The organism is Aeromonas salmonicida subsp. salmonicida, from assembly GCF_001643305.1.
GTDB classification, from domain to species: domain Bacteria; phylum Pseudomonadota; class Gammaproteobacteria; order Enterobacterales; family Aeromonadaceae; genus Aeromonas; species Aeromonas salmonicida.
This window is the reverse complement of sequence record NZ_LSGW01000052.1, coordinates 1-14881: the sequence shown is the minus strand read 5'-3', so window position 1 is coordinate 14881 and position 14881 is coordinate 1. Positions and strand designations below refer to the sequence as shown.

The 14881-nt window shown below is 58.7% G+C and carries 13 protein-coding genes and 1 pseudogene; 13 read left to right on the top strand and 1 reads right to left on the bottom strand.

From position 1 onward, the window contains the following. The first annotated feature begins 172 nt into the window (after nucleotides 1–172). The 13 genes from AXW79_RS24120 (at nucleotide 173) to AXW79_RS08380 (ending at nucleotide 14188) form a co-directional block, all read left to right on the top strand. A complete protein-coding gene (locus tag AXW79_RS24120) occupies nucleotides 173–613 on the top strand; it encodes a GNAT family N-acetyltransferase (RefSeq protein WP_080574159.1) in 441 nt (146 codons plus the stop codon). 138 nt (nucleotides 614–751) lie between these two features. Continuing rightward, entirely contained in the window at nucleotides 752–1267 is a 516-nt protein-coding gene (locus AXW79_RS08435) for a P-loop NTPase family protein (protein WP_005319158.1), read from the top strand. Nucleotides 1268–1278: 11 nt separating this feature from the next. Next, complete coding sequence (locus tag AXW79_RS08430; RefSeq protein ID WP_005319160.1) at nucleotides 1279–2055, top strand: phosphotransferase family protein; 777 nt, start codon at nucleotides 1279–1281, stop codon at nucleotides 2053–2055. Between the two features lie 455 nt (nucleotides 2056–2510). Beyond that, complete coding sequence (locus tag AXW79_RS08425; RefSeq protein ID WP_005319164.1) at nucleotides 2511–4406, top strand: fructose-specific PTS transporter subunit EIIC; 1896 nt, start codon at nucleotides 2511–2513, stop codon at nucleotides 4404–4406. 480 nt (nucleotides 4407–4886) lie between these two features. Next, nucleotides 4887–6293: a hexose-6-phosphate:phosphate antiporter gene (gene uhpT, locus AXW79_RS08420; RefSeq protein ID WP_005319166.1), complete on the top strand. Its 1407-nt coding sequence runs from the start codon at nucleotides 4887–4889 to the stop codon at nucleotides 6291–6293. A 213-nt stretch (nucleotides 6294–6506) separates the two neighbouring features. Beyond that, entirely contained in the window at nucleotides 6507–6812 is a 306-nt protein-coding gene (locus AXW79_RS08415) for a PTS fructose transporter subunit IIB (RefSeq protein ID WP_005319168.1), read from the top strand. After that, nucleotides 6813–7580, top strand: a complete 768-nt coding sequence (locus AXW79_RS08410; protein WP_005319170.1) for a PTS sugar transporter subunit IIA — start codon at nucleotides 6813–6815, stop codon at nucleotides 7578–7580. 79 nt (nucleotides 7581–7659) lie between these two features. Next, on the top strand, nucleotides 7660–8625 hold the full coding sequence (locus tag AXW79_RS08405; RefSeq protein ID WP_005319173.1) for a pseudouridine synthase: 966 nt from the start codon (nucleotides 7660–7662) through the stop codon (nucleotides 8623–8625). After that, nucleotides 8622–9101 carry an NUDIX hydrolase gene (locus AXW79_RS08400; protein WP_017412871.1) on the top strand — a complete coding sequence of 160 codons (480 nt, stop codon included), beginning with the start codon at nucleotides 8622–8624 and terminating at the stop codon, nucleotides 9099–9101. The genes AXW79_RS08405 and AXW79_RS08400 overlap by 4 nt, the downstream gene beginning before the upstream one ends. Nucleotides 9102–9419: 318 nt before the next feature. Beyond that, nucleotides 9420–10526 (top strand): tRNA 2-thiouridine(34) synthase MnmA, encoded by a 1107-nt coding sequence (gene mnmA / locus AXW79_RS08395; protein ID WP_005319178.1) that lies wholly within the window; start codon nucleotides 9420–9422, stop codon nucleotides 10524–10526. A gap of 197 nt (nucleotides 10527–10723) precedes the next feature. Continuing rightward, on the top strand, nucleotides 10724–11335 hold the full coding sequence (gene hflD / locus AXW79_RS08390; protein WP_005319180.1) for a high frequency lysogenization protein HflD: 612 nt from the start codon (nucleotides 10724–10726) through the stop codon (nucleotides 11333–11335). 175 nt (nucleotides 11336–11510) lie between these two features. Then, nucleotides 11511–12881, top strand: a complete 1371-nt coding sequence (gene purB / locus AXW79_RS08385; protein WP_005319182.1) for an adenylosuccinate lyase — start codon at nucleotides 11511–11513, stop codon at nucleotides 12879–12881. Between the two features lie 176 nt (nucleotides 12882–13057). Then, nucleotides 13058–14188 (top strand): ribosomal protein uL16 3-hydroxylase, encoded by a 1131-nt coding sequence (locus AXW79_RS08380; protein ID WP_005319184.1) that lies wholly within the window; start codon nucleotides 13058–13060, stop codon nucleotides 14186–14188. Nucleotides 14189–14326: 138 nt separating this feature from the next. On the opposite strand, the pseudogene AXW79_RS23190 reads toward AXW79_RS08380, so the two are convergent. Continuing rightward, nucleotides 14327–14881, bottom strand: a pseudogene (locus tag AXW79_RS23190) (hypothetical protein); the annotation flags it as partial.

The following is a 14881-nucleotide window of genomic DNA, read 5'->3' as shown; positions in this document are numbered from 1 at the left end:
GTAGGATAGGCATCAACTCAGTACTTTGGGTGTGGATTGTTTTGTTTGGCGACTAATGAGATCGCACAAACTGGACTGAGTTCCCTGCCTCCGGTGATGTACTAGTCGGAACAGCTATTTCGTTGTTCATCTTCTAGAAAATGCATCCGACCATTCACCACTATCCCAACCAATTCCAAAGGATCACTGCAAAGTATCAGAACAACTTAGGGCCAAGTTTCGAGATGGTTTTGGCGTTAGTATCGGTAAGCCAAGTTGGAGGAAACTTTGGTTAGCTAAAGACTCCAAAAGCCATATTCTTGGGCATATAGATTTGCGCCATTACAGTGGAGAATATAATTTCCATCGCGTTTTGTTGGGCATGGGTGTAAAAAACAATGCAAGGAAACAAGGTTTAGGCGTCAAGCTATTAGAATCAGCATTTCGATTTTGCCAAGAGACGGACAGTATTGACTGGTTAGATTTAAACGTCCTTTCAAACAATATTCCCGCAAAGAGCTTGTATTTGAGGTGTGGTTTCAAAATCATAGGTGAAACATCTGACTTTTATCGTATTGACGGAGAATCAGTGTCAGAAACTACGATGACTCTCTGCACAAAAAATCATGTGTAAATAATGGCTTTAGAAATTATCTCTAGGAGTTGCATGTCCAGGCTCGTAGGTTCAAATAGCGAAGCGTATTCGGATATTGGTAACATCACCTCTATTTTCCAGCCTCCAGATATCTGCTCCAGAAAAGAGCTCTCAGAGATGAAACGAATTCTGATTATTGGCAACTCGGGATCGGGCAAGAGCTGGTTGGCGGCTCGATTGGCTAAGCGGTTAACTATCCGCGAGGTCAATCTGGACACCATTGTCTGGCAGCCGGGCGGCTTTAACCAAAAACGGCCCCAGCATGAGATTGACCTTGCTATTCAAACACTTTCTCAAGAGCCCTCATGGGTGGTCGAAGGGGTATTTGGTGCCTTGGCCGAACAGCTGCTTGATACTGCCGATACCCTGCTATTTCTGGATCTCGACTGGTCTGTATGCCGTGATTCTCTGCTATCGCGCGGGTCACAAAGCGCCAGGCAACGGGATGCAATGGCAGCCGAAGATAACTTTCACAAACTGCTGGTGTGGGCATCGGAATATGGGCAGCGAGCCAGCAAAAGCTCCCGCCAATTCCATCGCGAGCTGTTTGATCGATTCCCAAACGACAAGCACAGTTTCACGACTCGCGCAGAGGTAAACCGCTATCTCACGCAACTGGCCACTCATAGCTAATGGGGTACAGGATGACGCAACACGAGCTGGCAAAGATGGGGGGCGCTTCGGTCAATATCCAGCTGCTGGATGGCAAGCCCTGTATCAGAAAAAGCGGAGCATCATCGGTCGAGCGCCATTTTTACCAACGCGCAGCCCCTCATTTGCGCGGGGTCAACACACCGGCCCTGCTCAGAGTCGAGGGGGAGACCCTGTTCCTTGAGCAGATCCCCAATCCGGTCCCCCTCACGCAACTGCACCACAACGAGCAGACTTTTGTTCAGCTGGCTAGCCTGCACAACAGTCGCTATCAACCCGACTTTGCGCTGAAAGCTCACGACTGGTCGCTCGCCGATACCAGCGAGGCACTCTCTGTACTCTGCCTGCCGGAATCAGCCAGTGAGACAATCCGCCATATTCAGCAGCTTGGCCGCGAGCTGTTTGCAGAGCCTTGTCTCATCTCGGGGGATAGCAATGAGGGTAACTGGGGCACCCGCGACAATGGCGAGCTGGTGTTGTTTGACTGGGAGCGATTTGGTTATGGCAGCCCGACCATCGACCTGGCTCCGTTGGTTCCACAGATGGGTTCACTGGCTGAGTATGAAGCCATCATTGAGCATTATCTGCGCCACAGCTCGCTTCTCTCTGGCGAGCGGCTGCTACGCCATCTCATCATGGCGAAGTGCTGGCTGATTATTGAGGTCACCAATCTGCTGACCAGAAGAGAGAAACCGCAAGCGCAGCGCTATCTGGACTGGTATCGCCAACAAGTTCCGCACTGGCTCGATTCGGTCGCACATATGATATAGCCGCCTCGCAAAGTGGGCTTTCGCTCCCCTCTCCTGCCAAGCCCATTTCTCCAGCTTGTCCTCCCCAACCTCCTCTGATGACAGCCATTTATGTGCGTTGGCTCACATGCCGCCACCGTTTTTAACCTCACAAATTTATAGAAAGTGGCTGTCCCTCTCTCGAGCAAATACTCGGAGAACGGCCAGAACACCTCATCACACAAGAAATCAAACCATTGATTTATAAAAAAAATAAAATAAAATGCGATTCAATTTGTCCCCATTTTTCTTGTCTCCCCGCTTTGAGATCGGGGTCACACTCGGGACGATGGCGCACAAAAATCCAGTCATTCGCACATTTGTCCGATAGGGTGGCTTGCTCCCCGGCGCGATAATAGTGAGGTCAATTTTGTCTGCATGCCGTGTCAGCACGGGCGGCATGCCAACAGGCTCCCTCACGGGAGCGGGAGCGCGCCATGATCACCACACTGATCAACGAACATCTGATCAATCTCGATTTGAACGCGACGAGCAAGGAGGAGGTCTTCAGCGAGATGGCCCGCTTGCTGGTCGCGCAGGGCAAGGTCAGCGATGAGCAGCAGTTCATCAAGGACCTGTGGGCCCGGGAAGAGCTGGACAACACAGGCTTTGAAGAAGGTGTTGCCCTGCCCCACGCCAAGAGTGCGGCGGTGAGCACACCGGCGGTGGCCATCGGCATCAGCCGTAGCGGTATCGAGTACGGCGCAGAGGATGGCAAGCCGTCCCGGCTGTTCTTCATGATTGCCTCCCCGGCCGGTGGCGCCAACCACCATATCGAGGTGCTGGCCGAGCTCTCCGCCAAGCTGATTGAAGAGGGTTTCATTGCCAAATTGCTGGCTGCCAAGACCCCGGCTGCCGCACTGGCGCTGCTGCTGGAGCGCAAGGAGGAGCAAACCGCTACCCCGACCACCAGCAAGGGCTTCATCATAGGTGTCACCGGTTGTCCGGCTGGCATCGCCCACACCTATCTGGCGGCAGAGTCGCTGGAGCGTGCCGCCAAAGAGCTGGGTTACGAGGTGAAGGTGGAGACCAACGGCTCCATCGGCGTCAAGAACAGCCCGACCGCGGCCGAGATTGCCCGTGCCAGCGCCATCGTCGTCGCCTGCGACAAGCAGGTGGACATGGCCCGCTTCAACGGCAAGCCGCTCATCAAGACTGGGGTGAAAGCCCCCATCAAGGATGGCAAGGGTCTGATCGAGCAAGCGCTGAAGGCGCCAGCCTATGTGGCAGGCAAAGAGGACAAGAAGGGAGAGGATAAGAACACTGGCGGCAGTTCCGATCTCTATCGCTACCTGATGAACGGCGTCTCCCACATGATCCCGTTCGTGGTGACCGGTGGTCTGCTGATCGCGCTGGCGCTGGCCATCGGCGGCAACCCGACCCCGAGCGGCATGCAGATCCCGGAAGGGAGCATGTGGAATCAGATCCTCAACGTGGGCGTGGCCGCCTTCACCCTGATGATCCCCATACTGGCGGGCTATATCGCCTACGCCATCGGTGACCGTCCGGCACTGGCCCCGGGCTTTATCGGCGGCTGGATCGCCAACAACGGCAGCTTCTACGGCGCCGACGCCGGGACCGGCTTTATCGGTGCCATCATAGCGGGTCTGCTGGTCGGCTATCTGGTGCGCTGGATTGCCACCCGTCACTACCACAAGATGGTGCAGCCGCTGGTGCCGATCCTGATCGCGCCCATCGTCGGGTCGCTGTTTATCGCTGCGGTCTTCATCTTCATCATCGGTGCCCCCATTGCCGACATGATGACGGGTCTGAACGCCATGCTGCTCTCCATGAGCGGTGGCAGTCTGGTGCTGCTTGGCATAGTGCTGGGGGGCATGGCCGGCTTTGATATGGGCGGCCCGGTCAACAAGGTAGCCTTCCTGTTCTCGGTGGGCATGATAGCCTCCGGCCAGACCCAGTTTATGGGTGCCATGGCCTGCGCCATACCAGCGGCGCCGCTCGGCATGTCGCTTGCGACCGTGCTCGGCCGCAAGCTGGGTATCTTCGATGCCTCCGAGATCGAGGCGGGCAAAGCCGCCGGTGCCATGGGTCTGGTAGGGATCTCCGAGGGTGCCATTCCGTTCGCCGCCCGTGACCCGCTCGCCGTCATCCCCGCCAACGTGCTGGGCAGCATGACAGCCGCCGTGATGGCCTTCCTGTTTGGCGTCGCCCACGGCGGCCCCATCGTCACCCTGCTGGGTGCGGTCAACAAGCCGCTGCTGGCGCTGCTCTGCATGATCTGCGGCGCCATCGTCACCGGCGTGGTGGCGGTCGCCCTGAAAAAGCTGCGGGTGAAGAAAACCGACGAAGTGGCACTGGCCAAGGCGGCCTGATCCCCTTCTCGCCCTGATACGAAAAGAGGCCACCTGCGGGTGGCCTCTTTTATGGCGTCAGATATCCGCCAATACTGCTGACGATGGCCTGCTCATCTCATAGCACAACCTCACGCCCCCCAGCCCTGTCTGGCTGCCAGGCAGACACCCTCTTCTCGTAGCATGGCCCCGCCGTGGGCCATCACTGTGTGATCCTCTTCACGCTTCATGGCCGGATCCCGTCAAACTAGGAAATTTTCCTAATGCCACTAGGGATGACTCTCACGCCATTTGCGCCGCGCCTCATTAAAGTCACGCTACCTGATGTAGTGACCCGACCCCCGCAGTGGCGCAGGTTCGGGCATGGGTTCAATCGACAGGGGAGCGAGGTGCACAGTCCAACCTCTTTCTGTTGTCCTTTCCGTGGCGTGACCTCTGACACCAACCAAAAAATGAGGGGCGCGGCGGAAATACCGTCTATCTCGCAGAGGATGAACGAAGATGTTGAAATTTCTCCAACAGGTCCGGGTGCCGACCCTGGAACTGCCGGTCGAAGCCCGGCGCAAGCTCTGGTTCAAGCCATTCATGCAATCTTATCTGGTTGTATTTATTGGCTATCTGACCATGTACCTGATCCGCAAGAACTTCAACATTGCGCAGAACGACATGATCCAGGAGTACGGTCTCTCCATGACCGAGCTTGGCATGATTGGCCTTGGCTTCTCCATCACCTACGGGGTGGGCAAGACGGTCGTCTCCTACTATGCCGATGGCAAGAACACCAAGCAGTTCCTGCCGCTGATGCTGATCCTCTCCGCCCTGTGCATGCTGGGCTTCAGTGCCAGCATGGGCGGCACGGGTTTCAGCCTCTACTTCATGATCTTCTTCTATGCCCTGAGCGGCTTCTTCCAGAGCTGTGGTGGCTCCTGCAGCTACTCCACCATCACCAAATGGACACCTCGCAACAAGCGCGGCACCTACCTCGGTATGTGGAACCTCTCCCACAACGTGGGCGGTGCCGGTGCGGCCGGTGTGGCGCTGTTCGGTGCCAACTACCTGTTCGATGGCAATGTGCTCGGCATGTTCATCTTCCCGTCCATGATCGCGCTGGTGGTCGGCTTTATCGGCCTGCGTTTTGGCAGCGATTCACCGGAAGCCTATGGTCTGGGCAAGGTGGAAGAGCTGTTTGACGAAGTGGCCAGCGAAGAAGATATCGCCACCGAAGAGCAGAAGCTGACCAAGGGTCAGATCTTCGTCAAGTACGTGCTGATGAACAAGGTGATCTGGCTGCTCTGCTTTGCCAACATCTTCCTCTACGTGGTGCGCATCGGTATCGACCAGTGGTCCACCGTGTACGCTCACCAGGAACTGGGCTTCTCCAAGGAGATCGCCATCCAGGGCTTTACCTTCTTCGAAGTGGGCGCCCTGGTCGGCACCCTGATGTGGGGCTACCTCTCGGATCTGGCGAACGGTCGTCGCGGTCTGGTGGCCTGTGTGGCACTGGCGCTGATTATCGCCACTCTGGGTCTCTACCAGCATGCCACCACCCAGTTCATGTTCCTGGGCTCCCTGTTCCTGCTGGGCTTCCTGGTGTTTGGTCCGCAACTGTTGATCGGCGTGGCCGCCGTGGGCTTTGTGCCCAAGCAGGGCATCAGCGTGGCCGATGGCGTCAAGGGCACCTTCGCCTACCTCATCGGTGACAGCTTCGCCAAACTGGGTCTGGGCATGATCGCCGATGGCACCCCCATCTTCGGTCTGACCGGCTGGGCCGGCACCTTCGCGGCGCTGGACATGGCCGCAGCCGCCTGTCTGGTGTTGATGGCCTGCGTGGCCGTGGCCGAAGAGCGCAAGATCCGCCGTATCAAGCGGGAGCTGAAAGCCGCCACCCTGGCTACCCAGTCAGCCTGAACCCGCGTTAACTGAATACAACCGGCCCCGCCTTCTGGCAGGGCCGGTTTTTTATTGTCGCTCCCATCGTCAGCAGATGAATCCAGACTCTCGTCATCCCTGTGCAAGCCAGCACCAGTGCGCCGCCAAGATCCCATTTTTGCCCCACGCCTTTGGCAAAAGCCGCCCCTTGGCGCTATCTTGTTGCCCCACCGCCATTTGTTTTGAGAACCGATGAAGATCCTCGCCGTCACCGCCTGCCCCACCGGCATAGCCCACACCTATATGGCAGCAGAGGCGCTGCAAAAAGCCGCCGACAAGCTGGGGCTGAAGATCAAGGTTGAAACCCAGGGCGCCATGGGGCTGGAGAACATTCTCACCGCGCGGGACATCGCCAGCGCCGACCTGGTGCTGATCGCCTCCGACATCGAGATAGAGCAGAAGGATCGCTTCCTTGGTTGCACGGTTCGCCAGGTATCGCTGGAATCCGTGCTGCTCAATGCCAGCGCCGTACTCAAAACCGCCACCGTCGGCGTCTGAATGCTCACCCGCGAGCTCACCTTCTTCTGCCGGCTGGGGCTGACCATCACCCAGGCCAAGCAGCTGAGTCGACTGGCCGGGCTGTTCAAATCCCATATCCAGCTTATCAATGTCACCCGCCGCCAACGCGTGGTGGCGACCAGCCAGCTCTCCCTGCTCACCCTGGCCACCCAGCCCGGCGATCTCTGTCTGCTGCTTATCGAAGGGCTGGATGCGGAGCTGGCCCACATGGCCTTCACCTGCTGGTGCGTGGAACTGGGCCAGCCCCTTGGCAGACCGGGAAGCGCCGCCCCGGCCGAGCAGCGCCTTGGCCTCGCCCAGCCCGACTACTGTTTTTCCCTCGCCCAGCTGGGGCACGCGGCGGCATCGCTGGACAAATCCCTGGCCCTGAGGGTGCTGATCGATCTCTTGCCCGCCGAGCTGGTACGCGACAGGCCAGCGCTTGAGCAGGCCATCGCCAAGCGCGAGCAGATCGCCGCCACCATCATACGGCCCGGCCTCGCCATGCCCCACGTGATCTGCCCCGCCATCCGCCAGCCCGCCCTCTCGCTGCTCAGTTGCGCCGAGCCCATCGAGTGGGGATCGGCGCTCGGGCCGGTACGGACCATCATATTGCTGGCGATCCCGGCCGGGCTCGCCCCCGAGCAGTTGCGCCCCCTCACCCGGCTGGCTCGCGCCATGATGGACGAGGTGGTCAGCACGGCGCTCTTGCACGCAAGCTCGGCCCCCGCCCGTCAGGCCATCGTCATCGAAGGGCTGTTGAGTTAGGCGAACAAGCCCGACCATGCCCCATGGCGGCGGCCCCCTGTGATACACTCCGGCATCCCCTGTTTTTGGTATGCATGCGATGAAATCTGCCCGCCCCCGTCTCTCCCTCCAAGGCCGCACGACCGCCGCCGGTCGCACACCACAAGATGACGCCAACCAGCCTGGTCTGACACGCTCACGGGCCGGCACCCGGCATGCACAGGCCGCTGAACAGGCCGGGCAGAAACCGCAGGTGGCACCCGCCGATCGCAAGTTGCTGCTCTTGAACAAGCCCTACATGGTGCTCTGCCAGTTCACCGACGAGGCCGGCCGCGAGACCCTCAAGGATTACATCAAGGAGCCCGGCATCTATGCCGCCGGCAGGCTGGACCGTGACAGCGAGGGGCTCTTGCTGCTCACCAACGACGGCAAGTTGCAGGCTCGCCTCACCCAGCCGGGAGAGAAGACGCCCAAGACTTACTGGGTGCAGGTGGAAGGCATACCGAGCGAAGAGGAACTGGCCGCCCTGCGCGCCGGGGTTGAACTCAACGACGGCCTGACACTGCCCGCCGAGGCAAGGCTCATGGATGAGCCCAATGTGTGGCCACGCAATCCGCCGATCCGCGAGCGCAAGGAGGTCCCCACCCGCTGGCTCGAGATCAAGATAGTAGAGGGGCGCAACCGTCAGGTGCGGCGCATGACGGCCCATATCGGCCACCCCACACTGCGCCTGATCCGCTACGCCATCGGCGACTGGACCTTGGGTAACTGGCAAGAAGACGGGCTGGCCCCCGGCGAAAGCCGCAGCCTGCCTGCCCCCGAGCTGGCGCCGGTATCGCCTGCTCGTCCGCGCAAGCCTCAAACCGGCAGTAGCACCGCCAAACCTGCGAACGACAGACCACGCAGAACGGCCCAGTCCAATCGGAAAAACCCGCCACGCAGCGCAGGCAAGCCAGCCATCGACCAGGCAGGCTCTCGTCCCCCTGCCGAGAGCAAGCCCCGTAGCAGCGGTCGCGGCACGGCCCGCCGTCCAGCCCGTCACACCACAGACAAGGAGTCATCATGATGGATCGCCCGTCGATGGAAGAGAGAATGCCGGCCAGATTGACGGTGGCGGCGCTGGTGCACTGGCAGGGTCGTTTCCTGCTGGTGGAAGAAGAGATCAAGGGCCAGCGCCGTTTCAATCAGCCCGCCGGCCATGTGGAACCGGGTGAAAACCTGATTGAAGCGGCCTGCCGCGAGCTCAAAGAAGAGACAGGACTGACTGCCACGCCCAGCGCCTGGCTCGGGGTCTATCTCTACAAACCGGCCGACAGCGAGGCCACCTTTGTGCGCACCGCCGTCATCTTCGACCTTGAAAAGGCGCCGGGTCAGCACCATCCAGAGGATCCTGACGGCGATGTGCTGGCCTGCCACTGGCTCACCCTGGAGGAGATCGCCGAGTGCAAACCGGCCCTGCGCAGCCCCCTGGTGTGGCAGTGCATTCAGGATTATCTGGGGGGCACCCGCTTGCCCCTGTCGGCGCTCAAGGCCTTTATTTGAGAACCTGTCCACGATCTTACTGCGAGGCCGTGATCAAGGCTCATGTGCTGCTCGCTTGTTTGTAATCAGGAAAGCTCATGTGTATTTACACACTCCGGTTCCTGCGCTGCTCTTTACCTTGCTGACGGCCTCTCGTGACAGATCGTGAACAGGCCATATGGGGTCGTTTGGCACCATTTTTTCATCATGGTGCCGACAAACAGAAAAACGATTTCCTGCCTTGCTACCCCTCAAGGGGAAGCGGACAGGGAGATGTGACCGAGGGCGCAAAACTCTGGTAGAATACGCCCCGTTTAAACGAACTGGTAACTTCGACTAATGACAGACAACAGCCAAATCAAGGTGATCGTCGGCATGTCCGGCGGCGTGGATTCTTCCGTCTCGGCCTACCTGCTGCAGCAGCAGGGTTATCAGGTCGAAGGCTTGTTCATGAAGAACTGGGAAGAAGACGACACGGACGAGTACTGCTCTGCCTCCCAGGATTTGGCTGATGCCAAGGCCGTCTGCGACAAGCTGGGTATGAAGCTGCATACCATCAACTTCGCTGCCGAGTACTGGGACAATGTGTTCGAGCACTTCCTCGAAGAGTACAAGGCAGGCCGCACGCCGAACCCGGATATCCTGTGCAACAAGGAGATCAAGTTCAAGGCGTTCCTCGAATTTGCCGCCGAAGAGCTGGGTGCCACCTACATCGCCACCGGCCACTATGTGCGCCGTGACGACAGCACAGGCCACCCGCGCCTGCTGCGCGGTCTCGACAGCAACAAGGATCAGAGCTACTTCCTCTACACCTTAAGCGAAAAGCAGGTGGGTCAGAGCCTGTTCCCGGTCGGGGATCTGGAGAAGCCGGAGGTGCGCCGCATCGCCGAGCAGCTGGATCTCATCACCGCCAAGAAGAAAGACTCCACCGGTATCTGCTTTATCGGTGAGCGCAAATTCAAGGACTTCCTGGCCAAGTTCCTGCCTGCCCAGCCCGGCCCCATCGAAACCGTGGACGGCAAGGTGATCGGCGAGCATCAGGGCTTGATGTATCACACCCTGGGCCAGCGCAAGGGACTCGGCATTGGTGGTCGCAAAGACGCCACCGAAGAGGCCTGGTACGTGGTGGACAAAGAGGTGGAGCGCAACACGCTAGTGGTGGCGCAGGGCGAGCACCCGCGTCTCTACTCAGACGGCCTGATTGCCAGCCAGCTGCACTGGGTGGATCGCACCCCGATCCGCGCACCGCGTCGCTGCACCGTCAAGACACGCTATCGCCAGCAGGATATCCCCTGCCTCATTCAGCCCATCGATGACGAGACCATACGGGTCATCTTCGACGAGAAACAGGCAGCCGTGACTCCGGGTCAATCCGCCGTCTTTTATGACGGAGAAGTGTGCCTGGGCGGCGGCATCATCGAGCAGCGTTTCAGCCATCCGGTGTAAATCCTGACGGCGGTGACATCGATGATCGACAAATACCAGGGCTGAACCATGGCCTTTGCAAGCACGCTGAAACAGTGCGTCAGCCATGCGGTTTGGGCCAACAAAGAAGGCAGCGAACGTGAGCGACCAATTCCAAGGCCGGATCATGGCCTGCTGCGGCATCAGCCGGTGAACCAACATAACAGGGCTGTGAAACGATGAGCGACAAATTTCAAGACAGAACCATGGCCTTTGCCGGCATCTGCCAGGCGGCCTATCTGGTACAAAAAGTGGCCCGTGATGGCACTTGCGATGAAGCGTCCCTGCGCGAGAGCCTGCAAAGCGTGCTGGTGACCGATCCCAAGCAGCCGCTGGAGGTGTTTGGCAACCATCTGGCCATTCGCGATGGCTACCGCGCCCTGGTCGAGCAACTGGGATCCGACGGCAGCCAGAAAAATGCCGAGCTGACCCGTTACGTGGTGAGCCTTATTGCGCTGGAGCGCAAGCTGGCCAAGCGCAAGGACATTCTCAACATGCTGGGAGAGCGGATCAGCCAGATCGGCCGCCAGCAACAGCATTTCGATCTGCTCGACGAGCAGATCCTGGCCAACATGGCGAGCATCTACAGCGATCTCATCAGCCCCATTGGGCCGCGCATCCAGATAGCGGGTACCCCGCTGTTCCTGCAGCAGCCCTTGGTGCAACACAAGGTGCGCGCCCTGCTGCTGGCAGGCATCCGTGCCTGCGTGCTGTGGCGCCAGCTTGACGGCAGCCGTACCCAGATCATTTTCGCTCGCAAGAAGATGGTCGAACTGGCCAAACGTTTCTAAGAATCGGCTCGAGCTCCGTCGTGAGAGGCCGGAAGCAAGGTGAAGAGCAGCACAGGTACCGGAGTTTATGTCGATAAATGAGGATGCCGAGCAGCACATGAGCCTTGATAACGGTCTCATAACAGGAGCGCGAGTTGATGAGAATCCCCCACACCAATCATCAGGAGTTCACCCCATGGAGCTGTCCGCGCTGACTGCTGTTTCCCCGATTGACGGTCGTTATGGCGACAAGGCCGATGCCCTGCGCCCTATCTTCTCCGAATTCGGTCTGCTGCGTTTTCGCGTCGAAGTTGAGGTGCGCTGGTTGCAAAAACTGGCCAGCCACGTCGGGATCCCGGAAGTCCCTGCCCTGAGCGCGGCCGCCAACGCCCTGCTCGACGGTATTGTCAGCAACTTCAACGAGAGTGACGCCGCCCGTATCAAACAGATAGAGCGCACCACCAACCATGATGTGAAAGCGGTGGAGTACTTCCTCAAAGAGAAGGTGGAAGTGAACCCTGAGCTGGCCGCCGTCAGCGAGTTCATTCACTTCGCCTGCACCTCGGAAGACATCAACAACAACTCCCACGGCCTGATGCTGAAAACGGCCCGTGACGAGGTCATCAAGCCTTACTGCGAGAAGCTGATCAGAGAGCTCAAGCGTCTGGCTCATGAGTACCGCGACATGCCGCTGCTGTCGCGCACCCACGGCCAGCCGGCCACCCCGAGCACCATGGGCAAGGAGATGGCCAATGTCGCCTATCGCCTGGAGCGCCAGTTCAAGCAGATCATGGCGGTCGAAATCCTCGGCAAGATCAACGGTGCCGTGGGCAACTACAACGCCCACGTCAGCGCCTACCCGGAAGTGGACTGGCACCAGTTCTCCGAGGAGTTCGTCACCTCCCTGGGCCTGAACTGGAACCCCTACACCACCCAGATCGAGCCCCACGACTATATTGCCGAGCTGTTCTACGCCATGGCCCGCTTCAACACCATCCTCATCGACTTCGATCGCGATGTGTGGGGTTATATCTCCCTGGGTCACTTCAAGCAGCGCACAGTAGCGGGCGAAATCGGCTCCTCCACCATGCCGCACAAGGTCAACCCCATCGACTTCGAGAACTCCGAAGGCAACCTGGGTCTGGCCAACGCCGTGTTCCAGCACCTGGCCTCCAAGCTGCCCATCTCCCGCTGGCAGCGAGACCTCACCGATTCGACCGTGCTGCGCAACCTGGGTGTGGCCGTCGGTTACTCCCTGATTGCCTATCAGGCGACCCTCAAGGGGATCTCCAAGCTGGAAGCCAACGCCGGTGCCATGGCCGCCGATCTGGATGCCAACTGGGAAGTGCTGGCCGAGCCCATCCAGACTGTGATGCGTCGCTACGGTATCGAGAAGCCCTACGAGAAGCTCAAAGAGCTGACCCGTGGTCGCCGCGTCGATGCCGAAGGCATGCGTACCTTTATCGACACCCTCGAGCTCCCCGAGCACGTGAAAGTCGAGCTGAAGAAGCTGACCCCGGCCAACTATATCGGTCAGGCCCAGCGTCTGGTGGATCTGCTGAAATAAGCCGATAACCTGATACATCAGGGGCCCTGTGCACATTGCGCAACAGGGCCCCTGTTATTTTTGACGGCCATACGTCTAGCCATGCGTTTTGCCATACAAGAGGCCTTGCCCAAGGCCCGCAGCCATCTTGGGCAAGACATCTCTTGACTCTTTCTGATCTTTTGACGAGAAGCACTATGTACGAACTCAATCTGGATATCCCTCACTTCCTCGAGCACTACTGGCAGAAACGCCCCCTCCTTATAAAAGGCGGCTTCACCGACTTTCAGGATCCCATCAGCCCGGACGAGCTGGCGGGTCTGGCCATGGAAGAGGTCATCGAATCCCGTCTGGTGACCCGCTTCGACGGCAAGTGGGAAGCGGCTCATGGCCCCTTCGAATCTTACGATCACCTGGGGGAAGAGAACTGGACTGTGCTGGTGCAGGCTTGCAACCACTGGGCCCCCGAGGTACACGAGCTGGCACTGCCGTTCCAGTTCATCCCGGGCTGGCGTTTTGACGATGTGATGGTGAGCTTCTCCACCCCTCACGGTGGCGTCGGCCCCCACATCGACAACTACGACGTCTTCATCACCCAGGGCCAGGGCAAGCGTCACTGGCGGGTCGGCGATGCCAAGCCTCTCGAGGAGTTTGCCGCCCACGCCGCCCTGCTGCACTGCGAGCCGTTCGAGGCGATCATCGACGCCATCATGGAGCCGGGCGACATCCTCTACATTCCGCCCGGATTCCCGCACGAAGGCTACGCCATCGAACCCTCCATGAATTTCTCGGTAGGCTTCCGCGCGCCGGATGCCAAGGCACTCATCTCCTCCTTTGCCGATCACCTGATCGACAACGAAATGCGTACCGAGCGCTACGGCGATGGGGATCTCAAACCCCGCGTCCGTCACGGCGAGATCCAGCCCCATGAACTGCACCGCCTGCGCGAACTGATGCAGCAGGCTCTGGACGACGAGACCCTGTTCAAGGAGTGGTTTGGCACCATGATCTCCGAGGCCAAGCACGATCTGGACGTCAGCCCCATGGAACCTGACTACAGCGCCGAGGAAGTGGCCGACCTGCTGACCCAGGGCGAACCCGCCATCAAGGTGCCGGGCCTGCGCTCCGTCTGGTTCAGCGGCGAGAGCCGTACCTGCTATATCGACGGAGAAGCCTGGACCCTGCCGAGCGACGATGCGGCCGCCATCTCCCTGTTGTGTGACAAGGACATCATCACCCAGGCCGACATGGTGGAGCTTACCGATCAGGCCGGCTTCCTGCAGCTGCTGACCCGTCTGGTCAACCGCGGTTACTGGTTCTTCAGCTAGTCAGGCTGGCTGACAAAGACGAAAAAGGCGCCTTGATGGCGCCTTTCTTATTGCAGGAAGTTGATTCCCCCTTATTTGCAGCATGGACCCGTGTCATGGTGACTACTCATGTCAAGCGATGGACAAGGGCATCATCCGCTACTTCGGAATAAATGCATTCTTGTAGAAGGATCGGAATCCATTATCCGGCACCTGAAACTCAACCCCATTGTGCAATGACAATGAGGCATCGCCAGTCTTATTCATAATTGCGCCATAGCGCGCATAACCACTTTTGCCATCGTGATACATAAAGTCCATCCGCGAAACCAGATCATTGGTTTTCTTGAACAACCTGCCGACAATCGGCGAGTCTGAGGACATGGGATTATTGATGGTCCGCAGTAATTTCATACTGGTATAATCACCATTGTCATCCCGGGTCAGCAGATAATGGTAGCGAGTCTCGGGAGCCTGCAGACCACCTAATCGATAGATCAAATTCACGTTAGTACCGAGTGCCAGTGCATTAAGGCCATAGGTTATCGGTGCATCGCGCTGACCGACAAAGTCAGATATTATCCTGCGTGCTACACCACCTTTCACTTGATAGATATGTCGGGTAGTAAAGATAAGGAACATGGTCTCATCAAGGCCATTGATGGCAACCACATCCAGCGGATATTCTTGCCATTCTAAATAGCTGTTCCGAAT